Raw genomic sequence first — 19,024 nt, 5'->3', positions numbered from 1 at the left:
GTATTGTTCTAGCTATTGTTTTAAATAAAGAATTTTATTTTGCGGGTTTCTGCTGGGTATTTAGCTCAGCAGGTCATTTTGAAAATGAATATAGCTAACCTTTATTGGGAACTAATTCCTAATCCATCACTCCAAGGCTTCATTACCCTTGTAATCATAGGGATAGCTTGGGTATGATTGCCCCAATAATTAGATAAAGCAGTGGTTGGTATGATCAATAAAAAACAAGGATTGACTCTTTTAAGTGCAGCGGTACTCTCTGTTTCATTAAGTGCTTGTAGTGTATTTGATTGGTTGATCTATAAGCCTGATGTTGCTCAAGGCAACTATATGGATCAACTACAAGTTGATAAACTGCGTATCGATATGACCAAAGCTCAAGCGGAGTATGTTCTTGGTCACCCTGTTTTACGTGACAGTTTTGCAGATAATACTTGGTACTATGTGTATCACTTTAAAAGTGGGCGTGATGCCAGCATTATTCATAAAGAACTTATTTTGCATTTCACCAATGACAAATTAACCAAAGTTACTGGTGACTACGAGTTAAGCAAGGACTTTAATACACCTCTTGATCAAAGTCAGCTCCCTTCTCAAGCTCAGTAATTAAATATTTTGGCGGCTGATTTATTACAGCCGCTTTTCAATTCAGAATTGCTATTTTATCTTACCGCCAGTGGTTTTATTCGCTCTTCCTTCCTGTACCGCTTTTTCTGCCCGACGACGGCGTACATCTTTAGGGTCGGCAATTAAAGGACGATAAATCTCTAATCGCTCTCCAGCTTCCATAACTCGATCTGGTTTAATTAAGTTGCTAAAAACACCAAGCTTTACTTCATCATAATCAATCTCAGGAAAAAAAGTTTGCATCCCACTTTGCTTAAGCACTTCTATAGCAGAAGTTTCGGGAGAAACAGTAACTGAAATGATTTTTTGTTGCTTAGGCAGAGCATAGACAACATCTACTGTAATGTGGTCAACTTCATGGCTCATAACTTCACTCCTTAACCGTAAACAACTTTAGCCCGTTGAGTAAACGCGCCGACCATAGAGCCCATTAACTCTTTAAATACTTTATTAAAAGCAAAATCAATTAAAGAACTGGAAAACTCAAAGTCTAACTCAAACTCCACTTTACAGGCATCTTCTGCCAGTTCAGTAAAACGCCACTCCCCTTTTAAGTGTTTAAAAGGACCATTTTCTAAATTCAATTTGATAGACTTGCCGTTTTCTAGCTGATTGCACGTGGTAAATGTTTTTCGCATTCCTGCTTTACTTACATCTACCGATGCCAGCATTTTCGCACCATCAAAACTGATCACCTTGCCGCCGACACAACCAGGAAGAAACTCTTTATAAGACTCAACGTCATTAACAAGATCATACATTTGCTGGGCACTGTAGCGAACCAGCATACTACGAGCGATTTGAGGCATAAAAATCCATCTGTAAATATTTTGCGCCGATTTTACCACGAAACAAAAAAATCACATCTACATCAAGTGAATCCAATTTAACAATTCGTTTTAGAAGCGTATAATGCGCCACATGGGAAAGAAAAAATCAAAACAAGCCGCGCCCGGAAGTATTGTCCGCAACAAGCGCGCCACCTTCGAATTTAAAATCGAAGAGAAAATCGAAGCAGGTCTTGAGCTACAAGGCTGGGAAGTAAAATCACTTCGCATGGGTAAAGTGACCCTTGCAGACACCTATGTATTCATAAAAGAAGGTGAATGTTGGATGCACGGTTGTACCATCACACCACTGAATACGGCATCGACCCACACTTATTGCGAACCCGCTCGCCTTAAAAAGCTACTACTTAACCGCCGTGAAATAGACAAACTTGAAGGTTTGGTTGAACGTCAAGGCTACACCATAGTTCCCCTTTCTCTTTATTGGAGAAAAGGCGCTTGGGTGAAAGTAGAAATCGGTCTAGGTAAAGGTAAAAAAGAACACGATAAGCGTGATGCAAGTAAAGAACGAGACTGGGAACGTGAAAAATCTCGTACTTTAAAAGGTGCCGTTCGCAAGTAACTGCTTAAGTAATAAACACTTAATCCTATACCTTTTAATAACTTCTAGCTGAGGTACATATTACAAGGTATACTTAAAAGTCTGGGGGCGATTAGGATTCGACAGGATTCGCGAAACCCTGGGAGCATGTCGAGGGGCGGTTGGCCTCGTAAAAAGCCGCATTGTTATAGTTGCAAACGACGATAACATCTACGCTGCAGCCGCTTAATAACCGGTAAGTAGCCCATCCTGCTCACGTTTCTCAAATGGGCAGAGTATTTGGATGGTCATCTCACATTTGATAGCGAGGGAACCTTGTTTGGGGGTGAACCGCGAAACAGTACCAAACTCGCCTGAGAAAATCCTGTCTTTCGGAGTTTCTTCAGGTTAACCAAAAGAAAGACTAAACATGTAGCGCCTTGGATGTAGGCTTTCTGGACGGGGGTTCAAATCCCCCCGCCTCCACCAAATAAAACAAAGACTTAGCTCATCGAGCTAAGTCTTTTTTCTTTTAGAATGTCCACAAAACCGTAGACATTGTCCCTTAAAAACGCCCTAAATAATGAATCCACACTCACTACCATTACAGCTAACACGCTAAATTTATTACAAAATAGCTAGAGCCATTCTTAATGCGTCCAGAAATGTTTCATCCATGGGCAATGATATATTGTGTGGGTCAGTTTACTGGATTTGAAAATCAAAATTGAAAAGAAAACTGTATTTGCGGGAACTAAAAGGTTTAAAGCCTTACAGGCTTTAATGAAGGATAAATCACTTAAAACCTTTAACTCGGAATTCCCTCCAAATAAGTCAGTTATACGTAAGAGTGAAACAAACCTATCTCAACGAGAATACTATTGGCACAGTAAGGCTAAGTAAATCGCCAACGACTTCTTTAGGTGGAGGTGGTAACGGCTCTGCTCGTTTAGGTAAGGCTAAAGCTTCTTTATCCAGTGATGACACGCCTGAGCTAGTCACCAACTCTACGTGTTGAACATAACCTTTTCTGTCTAATTTAAAACGAACCCATGGTATTCCTTCGCGACGTAAACGCTTAGCGTGGCGAGGGTACTTTTTGTACTGCTCCAAATGGGCATTCAGATAGGTGCGCCAGCTGACTTTTCTTTGCTCTGCAATTGGGTTAGTAGCTCCTAATTGCGGTGCGGCAATTTGCTTTTCAGGTGTTTCAATGTCTACGGCTTGCTCTGGCTTAGCTTCTTGTTTTATTGAATCAATACTGCTGGCTTTAACGATTTCCTCAACAGGTTCAGCTTCAGGCTCTTTTGGTTTTTCTTCAACTTTAGGCTTTGGTTTAGCCGTTTCGAACGGGGTATCTTTCTTCGCTTCAGGTGCTTTGACTTCTGGATCAGGCTCGGCTTTGGGTTTCGGCTTTGGTTGGCTTTTTTGCAAGTCAGGTTGCTGCTCTTGCTCAGGCTCTATTTGGGTTTGGTGCTTTTTTTGAGGTGAAGCGATTGGCATCACCAAAGTAACAGGAATAGGTGCAGCGGCGGTCGTTTTTGCAGGTGGTGTTTCTGGTTGCCAAAAGTAATAACCAAATAATGCAGAATGCAATGCAATACTGACGCTAAGACCGATTAAGAATGTAGACTTGTCGTTGGACAAAGGCATCAAAGAGTTGCTCATGGATGCCGATGACCTCCCTGATAATAATCGCTTGATGCGGCTACTATGCTCATTTGGCATGGGTTTCATTGCCCGCCCTCAACGCCTTCTAAGCCAACTAATGCAATTTGCAAATACCCCGATTGATTAAGTTGATTCACCACCGCCATTAAATCCTTGTAAGCAATATTCTGATCTGCACGAATATAAATCCGTTGCTCTTTATTTTCCAGCATTGCATCCAGTTGCGGCACTAACTGCTCAAGATTTACTTGGTTATCGTCATCCAAAGTTAAGGTATTGTCTTTTTCGATGGTGAGAAATAACGGTTTTTCAGGTGCAGGTTGCGGTTTGGCACTGGAATTTGGTAAGTCCACAGGAATACTCACTGTAGCTAACGGTGCAGCCACCATAAAAATAATTAACAACACCAACATCACATCAATGAATGGGGTTACATTAATGTCATGGTTTTCTGCGAGTTCGTTAGCATCACTGCCTAAATTATTAAAAGCCATAGTTGTTCTCTATATTTATCCGTTCTTTCTTTTATCCAAATCTCGACTCACGACAATCATCAGCGCACTAGAAATATCGGCTAATAAGGCTTTGTAATTGGTGATGGCACGAGCAAAGTAGTTATAGAGTAATACCGCAGGGATCGCAGCCACCAAACCAATTGCCGTTGCCAGTAATGCTTCAGCAATACCCGGTGCCACAACCGCTAAGTTTGTAGTTTGGGTTTGGGCGATGCCGATAAAGGAGTTCATGATCCCCCACACTGTACCAAATAAGCCAACAAAAGGTGCTACCGATCCCACACTAGCAAGAATACCTGTGCCTTTATTGATTTGCGCACCTGCATTAATTTGTAGGCGTTGTAAACGTTCATTCACTCGCTCTTTAATGCCTTCATCGTTTACCTTACTATCGCTGTTCGAAAACGAAAGCTTAAGTTCGGTAGCGGTCGATTGAATCACACTTTGTGCAAACGGATTATCAATACACTTTATTTGCTTACAATCATCGAACTTTTCTGCTGAAAGGATTTGAGATAAAAAACCTTTTGCTAGCTTGGTTTGTTTATACAGTTGCACTTGTTTGGCAACAAAAATACCCCACGTCAGAATAGAGGCAAGTAATAGCAAAATCATGACTGACTTTACCACCCAATCGGCGGCTAAATACATGCCCCATGGTGATAAGTCAGCAGGTAAACCGTGGCTGACTCCAACGGCGTCATTAGCTTGCGCATTAAGGCTCAACAAGAAAACGAAGATAGAAATAAAAAAACGGGTCATAATCAATCCCTATGATTGTGTAAAAAAGTTGTGTTTAAAATTGTTTTTCTAATTTAAAGTGCACAGCGTGTTTGTCGAAAGAATACAGGACAGCATGGCTGGACTGAGAACGACCATAATTCAGCTGTAAACTCGGTACTAGCCCTGCAAACTCATGCTTTGGAGCTTTCACGATAATGGTGTAGTTTTGAGTATTGTCTTTTCTGGTATCCCTAAAAAATGCGTTGTAACCTTTAAATGATTGGTTGCGAAACGAGCTAAAGACAGTTGTATTAATTCCGTCAGTTAATGGGTACGATAGCCCAAGCCTCAAGCCAAAGTTATCAGAGTTAAAATTGGTATCTCTCGCTCGTTTTTGGCTGTAATCCATACCACCAAACATGGTTAACTTATCCGAAACTCTTTTCCATAGGGTGAAATAACTGGAAAAGTCTATGCCGTTTTGCAGTCGTAAATCCGGCTTTATAAATTCCTGTTTTTTATAATTAAGCTCTAGCTTCATCATTGTCGTTGGCGATATAAAGCGTAACCATTCTGCGGTTAATCCCACCGAAGTAAAGAAAGCTTTTTTATCCAGTAATTTCAATTCAAATAAGGGGGCAATGAACAACTGATTTTTCGCTTCCTTGTAGCTGTAACCTAACTTGGTAATGTACGTCCCTTGGCTAAACTCGCTATGATCTCTTAATTTTTTGTTTCGTCGATCTACAAGGGTAACGTAAGACTCACCATAATAATTACTGGCAAATAGTAGAGTACGCCATTGTATGCCGTTGTGGTTTGATAACGACCAGCGTCTTTCAAGACTAGTTTCAATCCCGACCCCCATTGAAGGAGTGACGAATGGACTGGTTAATACACGATCCGTCAACCCCGAGGCTTGGTTAATATTACTATCAAAACTGGGACCGAATGAGAAAAAGCCATGCCACTCGTCACGATTCCGAATGGCTTTGCTATAAGCGGCAATAGTGGCTTGAACGCCTTGGGTTTTGGGGTCGTATTTAGGGATGAATTTTTCTATTTCAGCAAACTGTTTTGCGGCTTCATTATTTTTATGGTTTTCAAATAGCACTCGCGCCAGTTCTAATTTCGCCAGAATAAAGTCCGGTTTTAAAATCAAAAGCTGGCGATATTTGTTTTCAGCTTGAGTGAGGTTTCCAGCATGTCTTGCCAATCCGCCTTCGGCATACAAAACTAACATCAAGTCATGAGTTACTATGGCTTGATAACGAGGTAAAAACTCTTTTACCGCCGGCCACATTTTGTGTTGTACCGCTAAATACAGCGCACGACCAAGTTCATTAACGTTATTGTTTACGTGATAAGTGCGACCGTTAATCGTGAGTTTCGAGTCCCTTGCTTCTCGTGCCATTTCATCTTGTAAAATGGCTTGCTCTTTTTTTTGTAAACCCTGCTCAGCTTGCTGCTCAAGCCGTAACTGAGTATCTTCGTCATTGGCATAGGCGTTAGCAATAAGAAAAGAGAGCAGTGAAATAAGGGGGACGAAAATAATTCTTTTTACTAACTTAAAGAGAAGCACAGCACGCATTTCCATATTAATTTAAACGAGCACAGGAGCTAGCCCGAAAGCTAACTCCTGTTAGGGCGTATTTACCTTTCAGGTTTAAATTTTGTGCTATTTGAGCACTTTTCTGTTCAAGGCGTAATCAGAGAAGCTTAGACACCTAAGTGAGCTGATTACAACACAGAACAGGAAGTGCTCAAAAGCATCAAAGACAGCGTAAATTGGTCATTTCTGCTGCGTTATCGTTTGTTTATGTGGAGTAACCACACTTCACAAACTCTGCCTTACATAAGATAACCAACTTGTCGCTGCAAAAATAAACAAGAAAGATAAACACGCCCTTAATAACATCAACCTAGGGAAAGCTGATTATTTTTTCTTACCGCCAAAGGCAGTGTCAAAATGACGAATGCCAAATTTAGCCATACCAGCTAATGCAGCAGCATCTTGACCAAAAAAGTGACCTTGAGTTGTACCAGTAACTAAACCATTAGCAATTGCTGAGCCAGAGAAACTTGCATTGCTGCTGTTAATATCAGCATTGATTCTAAGATTTGTTACAAAACCTGAGTTGCTGGTAAGTGTGCCTGTCAACTTATTGCTGTTAAAGTTAGCGGTAAAATCACCACCTAAAGCATTACCGTGGTTAATTCCTGTCACGCTGTAGGTAGCAACACCACCAGTTGGCATAGTGGTGCCTTTATTGTCACCGACATAATAAACCGCACGACGTCCATCGTTTGCACTTGCGCCAGACATATCTTGTGCCCATTCACCAAACCAGACATCACCAGTACCCGCTTTGGCAAAATTGAATGTGCCTAAGTTAGTGTGTTCAGCTGGCGCGCCTGCTGGCGGAGGCGTGTCCATCACTAGCTGATAGAAGCCGTTAACAACGTTCGAAGATTGAGTCAGACCCTTGAAATCAATAATTCCGTCAAGCCCCATACCATAAACACCAATTCCAGCGAATCCAGGCTTGTGAGTCTTTCCGGTATCAATGACAGATTTTCCTACTTTGATATAGCCTTCAAAGCTTTGCCCACCAATAATGTCCGCTTGAGCAAAACCAGTAACAGCCATAGCAGCAATAAGTGCCGTTAATTTTAATTTCATTTCACATTTCCTTTTGTTGAGGCGTTTACCTCAGAGTTTATAAAGCCAATAAGCCCATATACTTATTAGCGGTTAGGTGTGGCTGCGGATTAAAACACAACCACAAATTTGGTTCCTACTTAATAAGCCGTACGAGATAAAGAAAGGGGAACCCCATTTTTGAATTTTTTTATGATTTTTTTGAAGAGTTTGATTTATTACTAGAATGCGTATTTAGGCAAGCACGTCGCTCCTGCGAAGGCAGGAGCCCAGTGACTTATTGAAACGTTTAAAATATGGAAATCACTGGATGCCTGCCTACGTAGGCATGACGGGTTAGGAATAGTTAAAACTTAACTTTCATTCCCAGTTTAAAGGTGCGACCCGGTGCTGGGTGGCTGGTGATGGTCATAGGTTCGACATAGTAACGGTTGCCTAAGTTCGTCCCTGTCAACTCAAAGCTTAAGAAGTCCTTAACTTGATAGTTCACATAAGCATCAACCGTCGTTGACGCGGCACGTTGTACAGGGTCGTCATCGTGACTCTTTGATGAATAGTTAATACGCATACCGGTTTCTAAGTCTTTATCTAAGAAACGCGCGCCCACTAACAAGTTACCAGACAATGGAGGAATGGCACGGGCGGCTAAGTAACCATTACCAGTACCGCCAGAAAATCCAGCGCGAACACAGGATTGTTGCGATTTGGCGATATCAAAACCTTGTTTGGGAACAAAAGACTGCTCTATAGCTGTTCCAGCATCACAAACCTGATTTTTCAAATTGTAAGCCAAACCTAAGTCAGCAAATAAGGTGCCATTATCGTAACGACTTTGGAACTCTAAGCCACTGATATGCTGTTTTTCCATATTGCTAAAATGCAATTGACTACGATCCATTACATCATCAATGGTTTGGTCGAAGTAGGTTATCTTGGTACTAAGATTGTCAAAGTTATGAATATAGGCAAGCTCAACAATGCTAGCACGCTCTGGTTTTAATCCATAATTTGGGTTATAGGTAGCAGAGAAGCCGTATGTACCTTCAAATAAGCTTGGGAAGCGCAGCGATTCGGCGTATCGGATATAACTGCGGCTGTTATCGCTAAAAATAAAGGTCGCTTGTGCTTCTGGCATCCAACCTGAGCCTTTAAGCTTACTTGGCATAACACGCTCACCTATTGCTGCACCAGTACTGCAAGACTCAGGAATAATCCTCAAGCGTTTTATTTCAGCAGCTGATAAGCAAGGATTGCCCGCACGACTAAATTTACCATTACTGTCACGCAGCCATTCTTTCGTATTGTCTTTTACGTAGGTTTTATCGTTATTAATCCTAGTGGTTGCCTCTGCAATTAAACGATTAATCGTGCCTTCGCGATCGGCTAATGCATCAGCTAAATCGGCCTTAAGTTTATCAAGCCTTGGTTGCCTTTCAGCAATAAGAAGTTGCTTTAAAAATGGAGGAAAAGCCGGATTAATTCTTATACCATGAATTTCATTTTCAAGGTTTTGAATATCAGCTCTAATTTTATCAAATGCACTAGGATCAAATTGGGCTCTAATCTCAGCCGATTTAGCGTCAATTCTTGCTTGTTGCTCTTCTGCGGTACGTGTTTCGGTGGTTTTAAAGCGTATGATTTTACCAGTTCCTATTGTACCTGGCGAAACTGCATTAAGGTCTCCGGCGGCTTTTCGGTTTACCACATAATCATCACGCAGCGAGTAATGACCATAACGCGCACCGGCATTTAAACGCAGAAATTCAACCGGTTGCCAATCAAATCGAAAACTACCATTAAACTCCTTACGGGTACCTGCGCGGCGAGGACCTTGCCAACCATTATTTGTATCATTAACATTTTTTATGGACAGTGGCGGCAAGCCTAGTTTAGGCCGTAATTGTTCGTATTGGTAACGACCCGCAAGCGTTAGGTTTAAGCCATCTGCTAACTCCATTTTATTACTAAAATTAGCTCCGAAGCGTTTGGCTGTATAATCTGCTTGTGCGTCATTAAACAAAATGTTCGCTTTGGGGTCATTGTTTTCTGGAGTTTTTCTTCTGTAATTTTGTACCGCACCGCCACCTCTTAATGAAAAGGTATCAGACAAAGTTGTCCATACTTTAGCCTTTACATTTAATAATGGATTTTCAGGATTCCAGCGGTAGTCAACATTATAAGCTTGTAGCTTCATTTTACTGATTGGCCACTGAGCTAATTTACCTCCTTCAACACGATTGGCAGAGCGACTGGCTAAAATTTCTCCCACCTTAGCATCAGTATAGCGAGCACCCACTTGTATTTTTTGAAAATCACTCAGCTCATAAGTAGTTTTAAGCAGGAAAGACTTCATTTCTACAGAAGTATTGGGGACCTCTTCACCCGGAATATGAGATAAACCGACATGACGAGGTTCGATAACAGGATTACGCCCCTGTAGCCCTCCTTCCGGTCTAGGTTGCTGATAAAAGCCTGCGCCTTTAGTACCTGTAAAATAATTGCCTTTTTTACGATAGGCATAAGCGCCTAAAATATCCCAGTTATCGCCTCGTTTTGCCACAGCAAGACGGAATGAATTGTCTTGACCGTTAAATAAGTTGTTACTGCTACCACCACGCTGACGAGGGGCGATTTCTAATGCGCAATCTCGATATAACGATAAACATTTAGGGTTTACAGTATCTGGGCTACCAGAAGGGTTGTATAAAGGCACATCATGCCAGTCCTTACCATAGTATAAGGTAGGCTCTCGTACTGAAGTACTGTTGCTACTGGTATCTGCGATAAACTCCATCCCAAAGGTGTCACCTTTATCAATAATATCAATGGCGGATAGCGTCTTAATTTCAACACCACCACCCACTGAGGTATGGGCATCAGGGTTTAATGAAGGGCCTTTGTGTACGGTAACATTACCAATCAAGTTAGGGTCGATATAGCTGCGGTTTGACGCACCGCGATAACCATTCCAGACAGTTAGAGCTTGTTCAGTTCCGTCGATGGTGACTGGAACACGCCCCGGACCTTGGAAGCCACGAATGTTAGGGTCGATACCACCACCTGCATGTGGATCGCCACTAAAGGTGTTAGGTAAACCTTTAAAAATATCGGCAGGGCTAGTGCCTTTAAAGCGTTCAATGTCTTTTTTACCGATAAAGCTGGTTGAGGCGTCTTCGTCATATACTGTGTTGTATCCGGCTTCGTCACGGTCGTCGCCGCTTTGGTACTCGCCCGTTACTCGTACTGCTGACAGTTCGATATCACTGTCGTTTCCCGCTGTACCGCTAGCAAATAACGCCACACTGTTACCATTAAATTGGTATTGAATATTGCTGCCTTTCAGCAACATTTGCAGTGCTTGTGCTGAGGTGTAACTGCCTTTTAATCCAGAAGTGCGTTTACCGTCAGTCAGCTTGCCTGCACCACTAAAGAACACGCCTGTCGCACGTGAATATTGGGTGAGTGCATCCGACAGTGAACCTGCTTGAATATTAAAGCTGTGGTTTTGCGTTTGTTGCTGCTCAGTTTGGGCGGCAAAGGTATCGGTTGCCATAGTTGTGCCGAATAAGCCAAAGCAGACACAAACGGCTAAGTGGCTAGCACGCAAAGGCTGCTTAACGGTGGAAGCGACTTTCGATTGACTTCCAAGTTGTTGTCGAGACATTGTTGTTTCCTAGTAAAAGGCAAAAGTGAGTTAATCGGTTATTTTCAAACCATTTGGGTTGGGCGTTTTACGCCCATCTAATTAGGTAACCGAACGAGATAAAAAAAGGGGAACCACTTTTTTGAATTTTTTGTCAATTTTTTTATTGGCTTGAATTTTTTGACGAAATATTCACCCACCAAGGCGAGATTTGAGTGATTTTTATGGGTAGAGAGTCTTGCAATAATTGCAGTGCCAACTCAGGCTGTTGAGTCGGATAGGCACCGATGACTTTGATATCTTCAATATCAGGAGCAACACCAAGATAACCCAAGCGATAGCGACCTAATTCAGCCACTAATTGTTTTAAACTGATGTTGTCAGCCAGTAAGATGTGTTTATGCCAAGCACCATGTTCAGCAGCAACCTTAGTAGGCGTCTCTATTGTATCTTGGGTAAAAAAGCTTTGCTGTCCTGCTGAAATCACCTGCTTTTCACCATTACGAGTTTTGATTTCAACCGCACCGTCAAAGACCGCTAACAATTGACGATGCTCGTATTCTCGTACCGTAAATTGTGTGCCAAGTGCCGTTAGCGTCGCCATTGAGGTTTCGACTTTGAACGGGCGTTGGTTTTTATCTTTGGCAGTTTCGATGTAAATCTCGCCTTGCAGTAACTCGATGACTCTGGCGTTCGAGGTGTAATTGATGTTGATTGCAGAATCGGTGTTTAGCCAGAGTTTACCCCCATCTTGCAGCTGAACTTCAGCCACTTCACCAACACCTGTATAGCGATCCGCATTAAAACGATTGGCGTAGTGTTCCGCCAATTCTGGTAATTGGGTAAAGCGGACACCAAACCATGCCACACACATCATCCCTCCCGCTTGCAGTAAGCGACGACGAGACAGACGTTGTTCACGAATTGTGGTGATGGTTTGACAGGTATTAGCAAATTGGTCATTTTGCGCCTTGGCGAAACGACCACTGATATTTTCCACATACTGCCAAGCTTGTTGATGTTGTGGGTTTTCAGCTAACCACGCTCGCCATTGCTGATGATCAGCTTCGGATTGATTTTCATCGTTGACCACCACGAACCAAAGCGCAGCTTGTTGCAATTGCTGATGAGTTGGCTTTGGCGTGTTGGTATTTACTGTTGCAGCGTGCATCTTCCGTGACATCTTGATGTTCTAATTATTGGTAGTGGCGAGATTCAATGAGTAAGCATTCGAACATAGCACGTGCCATGTATTTTTTGACCATGCGCTCTGATACTTCAAGCTCTGCAGCAATTTGCTTATAAGTAAGGCCGTCCATTTGCGACAGTAAAAAGGCCGTGGCAACGTTTTCAGGTAAGTTTCGCAGCATCTCATCAATTTCACAGATGGTTTCGATGATAATGGCTCGATCTTCTGCGGATATTTCTTCCAGTTCAGGACGCTCAGCTAAGGTTTCAAGCCAAGCCTGTTCGACTGACTTTCGTCGCCACATATCAACACACAGCCCGTCTGCAATACAGCGAAGGTAGCGCCTTGCTGCTACCACAGTATCAAGTTGAACAGTTTTACCTAGTAAACGCACAAAAGTATCTTGGGCTAAATCAGCCGCTTTTTCTGGACAAGATACCCGACGATACAACCAAGACTTCAACCAGTGATTATGGTGTAAGTACAAGCTCTCAATTTTTTGAGGATTAGAGTTGGCTAGGCTATATGTTGACATAACGCAATCTTAATGAGAATTATTATCGTTTGTGTATTTTATACATCAAAATTCAAATTGCAATACGCTGGACGATTAAATACTGCTGAGATACCTAGGTCATTGCTTGGATTTATTTTTTACGATAGTGCTTTGTCTTTCGATGAAGAATAGGTAATTGTTAAGTGAACTTAAAAGCATCTCTTTATTGTGCAACTTTTAGACAGGTTCTTTTTGTATTCTATAGAATTATAGAATTTTTTATTAACGTAATTTGGTGTTGAAATGAGTATCGAATTAGCATACTTTAAATATGTTACAACATATCAAAAGGCTCTGTTATGAAAAAAGGTATCCATCCTGAATACGACTATGTGGTATTTAGAGACTCAAGTTCAAATACTGATTTTTTAATAAGATCAACATGTAAAAGTGATAAAACAGTGACATGGACGGATGGCAATACTTATCCATTAATCCATTTAGATATCTCAAGCGCTTCTCACCCTGTATACACAGGGGAAAAACAACAGGCTAAATCCGAAGGGCGAGTTGCCCAATTTAATAAGCGTTTTGGAAATACTGCTTCAAAATCACGTTAGGAAGTCTTTCATTATGCAAGTTTTAAGCTCACTCAAAAGCGCAAAGAATCGAAGCAAAGACTGTCAAGTTGTCAAACGACGAGGCAAGCTTTACGTAATATGTAAAAGCAACCCTCGCTTAAAAGCTCGCCAAGGTTCAGCAAGAAAGTCTAAATAGAGGTTCAATACTGGGGTACTGATATATTTCTTGAGCTTGCTTTGTCCACAAATAAGACAAACAGAATGGCTAGCATTATTAAAATAATGATTTTAAGTGTGTCCACTAAGTGTCCACACAGCCGCTACGTGACGGTCTCTGATGATACACATCGGTATTTTAAGTTATTGAAAATGCTCTACAACGCCCATGGCACGGTAACTAGAATAAAATGTAGGCTTTCTGGACGGGGGTTCAAATCCCCCGCCTCCACCAAATAAAACAAAGACTTAGCTCATCGAGCTAAGTCTTTTTTCTTTTCAATGGCGACAAAATGGCGACAGCGAAAAATTTTGTGGCGGCAAAAGATCTCGTAAGTGGATTTTCTTTCACTTAAGATTGAAAGGAATTTTTCATTGATAGAACTAAATCTGACTTACAATAAATTTTTCATCCGTCAAGGATGTCTCATTTTTTTGATGCTGGTTTCTGCCTATATTTGTGTTTTTATGGACAGCTTAAGTTCCAGCTCTATGGGCAAAGCTGCTCTAATCCTGCTCGCTACTCCATTTGTCGTTATAAACTTTTTTTATGAAATTTTTGCATTCAATAAATCGCCAAAAAGCTTAAAAATTGACTTAGAAGCTGGAGAGCTCAGTATCGGAAATAAGAAATACCTTTTTAAAGATCTTAAAGAAGTGGCTCTATTTGAAGAAAAAGTAAGTTCTGATGGTAGATTTGAATACAAAATAGAAGTTATCCGTGAACCAGAAAACAAACTGTTAAAAGCAAAATATGTTTTTTCATGCAACTTAACCGTTCCTCAGCTCAAGGAACTGGCTGATACATCAAATGGTATAAAGCTATACATTTTTGAAAAATGAAGCTACTTCATCAGCTATTTTTATAGAAGAAAAAGCCTTCTTAGTGAATCATTTACTTGCCTGAAAATCCAAACGAATAATGAAATTTTTCTCATTGTCTTTAATGTATTCAACTTTCACTCTCCTTCCATTTTGAATAATGCCATCTTGGTATTTACGATTTACGAAGAAATACTTTGGCGTTGCAACATCATTATAAGAAAACCTGATTCCATCAACCTCAAAGCTTTCCTCCCTACTTGCTGCTTTTTCCGTTTGCAGATTTGTAACTACACCAGTAACTGAATAAATTTCACCTCCTTCTATTTTCTGAATTAACGACCTTTTCTGACTTAAAACTATAAAGCTAAAACAGCAGCAAGTGACCATAAGAATTACGATTTTGTAGTATTCAAGTTTCAAAAGTTGCTTTATAAACCTATCATAAACAACTTTCACTCTTCGATAACTCATCACCAGCATGAGGATAGTTAATGGATACAAAAAAATTGAGCTATTTACCGTGCTCATTGAAGTTTCAAAGTAAGGTTGCATATATCAAACAGTTTCTAATTCAATCACAGCCAACATATCTTCATTATCATCATCCATTCCGATCTCATTGAAGCCAAAGCTTGAATAAAAGTCCTTAGCAACTGGATTCTCAGGGTTATAACAAATCTCAATCACTCGGATATCAGGCTCTTGTTTAATTTCGTTTAAGGCAAGCTCAAGTGCATTACGTCCTAATCCTTTATTTTGATGATTTTGGTCAATCATAAAACGCCAGATTGAAATTTTATGTGAAGCCTCTTTAACCCACATAAAAAATCCTACTGGCTCTTCGTCTTGATAAATAGCCCTTGTTTCATAATTGTCATTAAACTTAGACTCAACAATCGACCACATATTAGAAGCTACATAGTCTTCTTGCTCTTCAGTTACCTCAAGATCACATACCGCTTCATAGTTTTGTTTATTGATTGGCTTTAACGCAATATTCAAAATAATTCCTTGTTTAAATTTAACGATTTCAACTTGATTCATCCCTCAAGCAGTAACAGTATTCCGACACTTAGGAAACGCACCACATCCCCAAAATTCATTCCCTGCATTTTTACCTTTCGTAGATTTTCTTAGCACCATATCTGCACCACATTTGGAGCAAGTTTTAACACTGCTTTTATTGCTAACGATTTCTCTTACATGTCTAATGTGCTCAATATTGGTTTTGATGCTTGGTTGTAATCGCCCTGATTCAATTTGCTCGATAAAAGCCGTTACTTGTTCGGTAGTAAAAACTATATCCGTCTTGCTCTTAATGTACTCGACACCACCTCTAGCAAACGTCACATTTTCAGGCATAGGAGTTTTAAAAGTGCTATCACCAATAAAAATAATAACCGAGAATATGTGTTCAGAATCGACATCTAAACAAGCTTCTAGTGTTTTGGTGTGCTTATAATTTTGATGTAATGGGTTTTGAAATTTAGAGGTGTGTTTGAAAATCTTTTGCGTCCATAGCTTCTGATTTTCATTACCAAAAATCCAGCCTTTCATGTTCTTGGTTTCAACAACAAACACACCGAACTGAGACACGATGATATGATCAATCTGAGTTGTTCCATCCCCTGTAGGCAACGTGACATTTTTGATCACTTGGTACTTGCTCTTATCCAAGAAAAGCTTAAACAGCAAATTAACCATCCACTCCCCAAGTACACCTTTAAACCAAGCTGATTTAATAATTGCTATGAAAACAAAGAACGGGATCAGATACCAAAGCGAACCGAAAATCATCTCAAGGTAAATTGATAAGTCCATTTATAATCAAACCCTCTATTCTATACCTGACGAATCTTTTCTGAAGTAACTTATAATCGTTCCAACCCCGAGTAAAATAAAAAACCAGCCCAATATTGGATTAGAACTTTCCGCTGAAAACTGCATATAACTATTACAAAAAAAGAGACCTGAAACGGGAATTAAGACTTTCTTCACAATACATCCTTGAAAGTGGCAATATAAAAAACTTAAGTAGAAGCTTCTAACAACACTGTGCGAAACAAGATTTTTCACATTGAAAACTTAAGGTTGCCACCTTACCCTATAACCAACATAAATGTACACAATCAGGATGTGCCGTAATGAAAACAAAAATAATACCGTTAATTCTATTGGGGTTCATGACCTTATCTTCATCATTAAACGCAAAAGAAATTGGCACTTGGAATCAGATAAAATTTAAAAGTAATCCAGCCATTAACCTTCATCATTTTGTCTTTGAAATGGCTCGAACGGGTAATGATATTACTGAGCAAGGTTGGCAAGACTCATTAACCCAACAAGAGCAAGCTCAACTCCGTGAGTTGGTTGCTTTCTATAAAAATAATTTTTTTGGCAAAAGACGTTCAGCCATGAGAACAATGCCTTGGCTGCAAAATGTTTCACGCTCACTAACTCAATACCATGATGGTATGAGCATTCAGCTAGAGAACAAAAGACATCTTAAGTTATTCAAGCAAGTATTTCCTACCTACAAAAATAAGTTATGGCACAAACACGATGAATACAATAAGGCATGGCTTAGTGACCTTCTTGTAAAACTAAATAAATATGGTCTAAAGATTCAAACTCGACTTGAAGACAGATTTGAAGCACCTTTGTTTGCTGCGAATGAGCATCCCGTTGATATAGTGTATTTCGCAGGTCATCGAAATGGTGCATTTACCCACGAATGGCCTTATACCATGATCAACAGTTCACGCTCTGATTATCAAGGTTATGCCAGTTTAGAAATGATCTTCCATGAAGTTACCCACGCCCACGCTGAAAGCAACCTCTCCAAAACCATTGCTACAGAACTTGATAAAGTAGGCTTAAAACAAGAGCGATATATTTGGCATCCAATACAGTTTTATATTGTCGGTAAAACAACTGAAAAAGTCCTAGCTGAGCAAGGCATAAAATACAGCCAATATGCTACAGACACGATCTTCAGAAGGGGCTACTTTGCAAAGTTCACTCCTACAGTTATGAAGTATTGGCATGGCTATCCAACTGTAAAAAACGCTTCATTGAAGGAAGTTGTGATTGATATGGCTCAGGGGATGTCAGCAAAGTCTAAATCTAAAAATACCCTCTAATTTCTAATGCAGGATTCGCAAAAAGATGGCATTTAGTACCAAATTTGCTGGCATTTGGTACTAAAGCCATTTTTACCATCTAAACCTCACCTTTATACATGGCTATTTCACTTTGAGCGTGGCATAACTTTTAAAAGCAGCAAGTGCTTTGGAGGTTGAGCTATGGGAGCCATTATTACTAAAACTTTGCTATCTGAAATAGAGAAATCTAACTGGAAGCAGTTTTGTCATTCGCATGGCATGAGTGAAGCAGAAATGCTACGTATGCTGATAAACCGAGTATCACCTGAAGCCTCAAACACTGAAGATTTTAAAGCAATCCGTAATAACAAAATCACCATTCGCTTATCAGCTGAGAACCTAAAAAAGCTAAGTTGCCGAGCAAAAGCTGAGGGCTACTTTTATCAAACCAGAACATTAAAGCAGGGCTTAACCTTTACCCCATAGCCAAGCAGCACCACGAACACCTGACGAGCAGCCAAACTTATTTTTCAAAATTGGAGTTTTACATTCTTTACCAAGTACATATTGCTTTAATACAAGTGGTAAACGACGATAGATTTCGTCAATATTAGACATGCCACCACCTAAAACAATCGCGTCTGGATCGAGCATATTGATCATGTGTGCCAAGGCTCTTGCTAGCCTGTCGATGTAGCGTTCAAACGTTTGAGTAGCCAAAGTATCACCTTGATGGAATCGCTCCATAATTTCCAAACCTGTAGATACGTTTCCACCATTAGCCTGATAATCACGAATAAACCCCGTTCCACTTACGTAGGTCTCAATACAATCCTTGTTTCCACAAAAGCATTGTGTCGATTGATATTCATCTTTTGATAGCCAAGGTAATGGGTTATGCCCCCACTCTCCACCAATGCCATTGCCACCACCGTGAACTTTACCGTTAAATACGATACCACCACCGCAGCCTGTACCAATGATCACACCAAATACGACAGCTTTTCCTTTAGCTGCACCGTCCGTCGCTTCGGAAACCGCAAAGCAATTCGCATCATTTGACACTCTTACTTCTCTTTGTAGCAGTTCACCTAAATCTTTATCCAAAGCATGTCCGTTAATCCACGTTGAATTGGCATTTTTTACTAATCCAGTGAAAGGAGAAACAACACCAGGAATACCAACACCTACACTTCCCTTTTGTCCTAATTCAGCTTCGGCTTCGGTAACTAGATCTGAAATGGTAGTTATTGTCCCCTGATAAACCTTGGGCGTAGGTACTCTTTTTCGATAAAGCTCTTTACCACTATCATCCAAGGCCACCAATTCAATTTTGGTTCCACCTAAATCAACACCAAAACGGATCATGCTTCTTCCTCAATTCCTAATAAAAAAGTGGACAAG

General features: G+C 40.5%; 20 protein-coding genes, 1 other RNA gene and 1 pseudogene. 8 read left to right on the top strand and 14 right to left on the bottom strand.

The window, feature by feature from the left end; all coding sequences use genetic code 11:
• Positions 1 to 210: 210 nt before the first annotated feature.
• A pseudogene (locus tag E2H97_RS04320) lies at positions 211 to 591 on the top strand (outer membrane protein assembly factor BamE); the annotation flags it as partial.
• Positions 592 to 657: 66 nt separating this feature from the next.
• Here the strand turns inward: E2H97_RS04320 and E2H97_RS04315 are convergent.
• Both E2H97_RS04315 and E2H97_RS04310 read right to left on the bottom strand, forming a co-directional pair.
• The gene (locus tag E2H97_RS04315; RefSeq protein ID WP_133405994.1) at positions 658 to 993 is read right to left on the bottom strand and encodes an RnfH family protein; all 336 of its coding nucleotides are present in this window, start codon (positions 991 to 993) and stop codon (positions 658 to 660) included.
• Between the two features lie 11 nt (positions 994 to 1,004).
• On the bottom strand, positions 1,005 to 1,436 hold the full coding sequence (locus E2H97_RS04310; protein WP_133405993.1) for an SRPBCC family protein: 432 nt from the start codon (positions 1,434 to 1,436) through the stop codon (positions 1,005 to 1,007).
• A 112-nt stretch (positions 1,437 to 1,548) separates the two neighbouring features.
• On the opposite strand from E2H97_RS04310, the gene smpB reads away from it, so the two are divergent.
• Positions 1,549 to 2,037, top strand: coding sequence for an SsrA-binding protein SmpB (gene smpB / locus E2H97_RS04305; RefSeq protein WP_133408569.1), 489 nt, complete (start codon positions 1,549 to 1,551; stop codon positions 2,035 to 2,037).
• An 83-nt stretch (positions 2,038 to 2,120) separates the two neighbouring features.
• Positions 2,121 to 2,484: a transfer-messenger RNA gene (gene ssrA / locus E2H97_RS04300) on the top strand.
• Positions 2,485 to 2,856: 372 nt separating this feature from the next.
• Here ssrA and E2H97_RS04295 read toward each other — a convergent pair.
• The 8 genes from E2H97_RS04295 to E2H97_RS04260 all read right to left on the bottom strand — a co-directional run bounded on the left by E2H97_RS04295 (position 2,857) and on the right by E2H97_RS04260 (position 12,933).
• The gene (locus E2H97_RS04295; RefSeq protein WP_133405992.1) at positions 2,857 to 3,732 is read right to left on the bottom strand and encodes an energy transducer TonB; all 876 of its coding nucleotides are present in this window, start codon (positions 3,730 to 3,732) and stop codon (positions 2,857 to 2,859) included.
• Positions 3,729 to 4,160: a TonB system transport protein ExbD gene (gene exbD / locus E2H97_RS04290; RefSeq protein ID WP_133405991.1), complete on the bottom strand. Its 432-nt coding sequence runs from the start codon at positions 4,158 to 4,160 to the stop codon at positions 3,729 to 3,731. The genes E2H97_RS04295 and exbD overlap by 4 nt, the downstream gene beginning before the upstream one ends.
• A gap of 15 nt (positions 4,161 to 4,175) precedes the next feature.
• Complete coding sequence (exbB, locus tag E2H97_RS04285) at positions 4,176 to 4,943, bottom strand: tonB-system energizer ExbB (RefSeq protein ID WP_133405990.1); 768 nt, start codon at positions 4,941 to 4,943, stop codon at positions 4,176 to 4,178.
• A 34-nt stretch (positions 4,944 to 4,977) separates the two neighbouring features.
• Complete coding sequence (locus E2H97_RS04280; protein ID WP_133405989.1) at positions 4,978 to 6,501, bottom strand: porin family protein; 1,524 nt, start codon at positions 6,499 to 6,501, stop codon at positions 4,978 to 4,980.
• Positions 6,502 to 6,840: 339 nt separating this feature from the next.
• Positions 6,841 to 7,587, bottom strand: coding sequence for a Slam-dependent surface lipoprotein (locus E2H97_RS04275; protein ID WP_133405988.1), 747 nt, complete (start codon positions 7,585 to 7,587; stop codon positions 6,841 to 6,843).
• Between the two features lie 325 nt (positions 7,588 to 7,912).
• On the bottom strand, positions 7,913 to 11,230 hold the full coding sequence (locus tag E2H97_RS04270) for a TonB-dependent receptor (RefSeq protein ID WP_133405987.1): 3,318 nt from the start codon (positions 11,228 to 11,230) through the stop codon (positions 7,913 to 7,915).
• Between the two features lie 142 nt (positions 11,231 to 11,372).
• Positions 11,373 to 12,392, bottom strand: coding sequence for a FecR domain-containing protein (locus tag E2H97_RS04265; protein ID WP_133405986.1), 1,020 nt, complete (start codon positions 12,390 to 12,392; stop codon positions 11,373 to 11,375).
• A 13-nt stretch (positions 12,393 to 12,405) separates the two neighbouring features.
• Complete coding sequence (locus E2H97_RS04260) at positions 12,406 to 12,933, bottom strand: sigma-70 family RNA polymerase sigma factor (protein ID WP_133405985.1); 528 nt, start codon at positions 12,931 to 12,933, stop codon at positions 12,406 to 12,408.
• A gap of 320 nt (positions 12,934 to 13,253) precedes the next feature.
• Between E2H97_RS04260 and E2H97_RS04255 the strand changes: the two genes are divergently transcribed.
• The 3 genes from E2H97_RS04255 (at position 13,254) to E2H97_RS04245 (ending at position 14,534) form a co-directional block, all read left to right on the top strand.
• Entirely contained in the window at positions 13,254 to 13,514 is a 261-nt protein-coding gene (locus E2H97_RS04255) for a type B 50S ribosomal protein L31 (protein ID WP_133405984.1), read from the top strand.
• A 13-nt stretch (positions 13,515 to 13,527) separates the two neighbouring features.
• Positions 13,528 to 13,671, top strand: a complete 144-nt coding sequence (gene ykgO / locus E2H97_RS04250; RefSeq protein ID WP_133405983.1) for a type B 50S ribosomal protein L36 — start codon at positions 13,528 to 13,530, stop codon at positions 13,669 to 13,671.
• A 395-nt stretch (positions 13,672 to 14,066) separates the two neighbouring features.
• Positions 14,067 to 14,534 carry a hypothetical protein gene (locus E2H97_RS04245; RefSeq protein ID WP_133405982.1) on the top strand — a complete coding sequence of 156 codons (468 nt, stop codon included), beginning with the start codon at positions 14,067 to 14,069 and terminating at the stop codon, positions 14,532 to 14,534.
• Between the two features lie 48 nt (positions 14,535 to 14,582).
• On the opposite strand, the gene E2H97_RS04240 is transcribed toward E2H97_RS04245, so the two are convergent.
• The 3 genes from E2H97_RS04240 to E2H97_RS04230 are packed head-to-tail and all read right to left on the bottom strand — an operon-like array spanning position 14,583 to position 16,337.
• Positions 14,583 to 15,044: a hypothetical protein gene (locus E2H97_RS04240; protein WP_133405981.1), complete on the bottom strand. Its 462-nt coding sequence runs from the start codon at positions 15,042 to 15,044 to the stop codon at positions 14,583 to 14,585.
• A gap of 27 nt (positions 15,045 to 15,071) precedes the next feature.
• Positions 15,072 to 15,518, bottom strand: a complete 447-nt coding sequence (locus tag E2H97_RS04235; protein WP_133408568.1) for a GNAT family N-acetyltransferase — start codon at positions 15,516 to 15,518, stop codon at positions 15,072 to 15,074.
• Positions 15,519 to 15,563: 45 nt separating this feature from the next.
• Positions 15,564 to 16,337 (bottom strand): NERD domain-containing protein, encoded by a 774-nt coding sequence (locus E2H97_RS04230; protein ID WP_133405980.1) that lies wholly within the window; start codon positions 16,335 to 16,337, stop codon positions 15,564 to 15,566.
• Positions 16,338 to 16,660: 323 nt separating this feature from the next.
• On the opposite strand from E2H97_RS04230, the gene E2H97_RS04225 reads away from it, so the two are divergent.
• Together E2H97_RS04225 and E2H97_RS04220 are read left to right on the top strand one after the other, a co-directional pair.
• Entirely contained in the window at positions 16,661 to 17,659 is a 999-nt protein-coding gene (locus tag E2H97_RS04225) for a hypothetical protein (protein ID WP_133405979.1), read from the top strand.
• A gap of 162 nt (positions 17,660 to 17,821) precedes the next feature.
• A complete protein-coding gene (locus E2H97_RS04220; RefSeq protein ID WP_133405978.1) occupies positions 17,822 to 18,106 on the top strand; it encodes a hypothetical protein in 285 nt (94 codons plus the stop codon).
• Here E2H97_RS04220 and mak read toward each other — a convergent pair.
• Positions 18,089 to 18,988, bottom strand: coding sequence for a fructokinase (gene mak, locus E2H97_RS04215; protein ID WP_133405977.1), 900 nt, complete (start codon positions 18,986 to 18,988; stop codon positions 18,089 to 18,091). The two genes, E2H97_RS04220 and mak, sit on opposite strands and share 18 nt — an antisense overlap.
• Between the last annotated feature and the right edge of the window lie 36 nt (positions 18,989 to 19,024).

The organism is Parashewanella tropica (assembly GCF_004358445.1).
Classification (GTDB): Bacteria; Pseudomonadota; Gammaproteobacteria; order Enterobacterales; family Shewanellaceae; genus Parashewanella; species Parashewanella tropica.
Note: the sequence above shows the minus strand (reverse complement) of the source record. Positions and strands in the feature narration are given on the sequence as shown.

Excerpts from the sequence above, each read along its gene's own strand:
- E2H97_RS04315 (WP_133405994.1), bottom strand. The coding sequence starts at position 993 with ATGAGCCATGAAGTTGACCACATTACAGTAGATGTTGTCTATGCTCTG.
- E2H97_RS04310 (WP_133405993.1), bottom strand. The coding sequence starts at position 1,436 with ATGCCTCAAATCGCTCGTAGTATGCTGGTTCGCTACAGTGCCCAGCAA.
- smpB (WP_133408569.1), top strand. The coding sequence starts at position 1,549 with ATGGGAAAGAAAAAATCAAAACAAGCCGCGCCCGGAAGTATTGTCCGC.
- E2H97_RS04295 (WP_133405992.1), bottom strand. The coding sequence starts at position 3,732 with ATGAAACCCATGCCAAATGAGCATAGTAGCCGCATCAAGCGATTATTA.
- exbD (WP_133405991.1), bottom strand. The coding sequence starts at position 4,160 with ATGGCTTTTAATAATTTAGGCAGTGATGCTAACGAACTCGCAGAAAAC.
- exbB (WP_133405990.1), bottom strand. The coding sequence starts at position 4,943 with ATGACCCGTTTTTTTATTTCTATCTTCGTTTTCTTGTTGAGCCTTAAT.
- E2H97_RS04280 (WP_133405989.1), bottom strand. The coding sequence starts at position 6,501 with ATGGAAATGCGTGCTGTGCTTCTCTTTAAGTTAGTAAAAAGAATTATT.
- E2H97_RS04275 (WP_133405988.1), bottom strand. The coding sequence starts at position 7,587 with ATGAAATTAAAATTAACGGCACTTATTGCTGCTATGGCTGTTACTGGT.
- E2H97_RS04270 (WP_133405987.1), bottom strand. The coding sequence starts at position 11,230 with ATGTCTCGACAACAACTTGGAAGTCAATCGAAAGTCGCTTCCACCGTT.
- E2H97_RS04265 (WP_133405986.1), bottom strand. The coding sequence starts at position 12,392 with ATGTCACGGAAGATGCACGCTGCAACAGTAAATACCAACACGCCAAAG.
- E2H97_RS04260 (WP_133405985.1), bottom strand. The coding sequence starts at position 12,933 with ATGTCAACATATAGCCTAGCCAACTCTAATCCTCAAAAAATTGAGAGC.
- E2H97_RS04255 (WP_133405984.1), top strand. The coding sequence starts at position 13,254 with ATGAAAAAAGGTATCCATCCTGAATACGACTATGTGGTATTTAGAGAC.
- ykgO (WP_133405983.1), top strand. The coding sequence starts at position 13,528 with ATGCAAGTTTTAAGCTCACTCAAAAGCGCAAAGAATCGAAGCAAAGAC.
- E2H97_RS04240 (WP_133405981.1), bottom strand. The coding sequence starts at position 15,044 with ATGAGCACGGTAAATAGCTCAATTTTTTTGTATCCATTAACTATCCTC.
- E2H97_RS04230 (WP_133405980.1), bottom strand. The coding sequence starts at position 16,337 with ATGGACTTATCAATTTACCTTGAGATGATTTTCGGTTCGCTTTGGTAT.
- E2H97_RS04225 (WP_133405979.1), top strand. The coding sequence starts at position 16,661 with ATGAAAACAAAAATAATACCGTTAATTCTATTGGGGTTCATGACCTTA.
- E2H97_RS04220 (WP_133405978.1), top strand. The coding sequence starts at position 17,822 with ATGGGAGCCATTATTACTAAAACTTTGCTATCTGAAATAGAGAAATCT.
- mak (WP_133405977.1), bottom strand. The coding sequence starts at position 18,988 with ATGATCCGTTTTGGTGTTGATTTAGGTGGAACCAAAATTGAATTGGTG.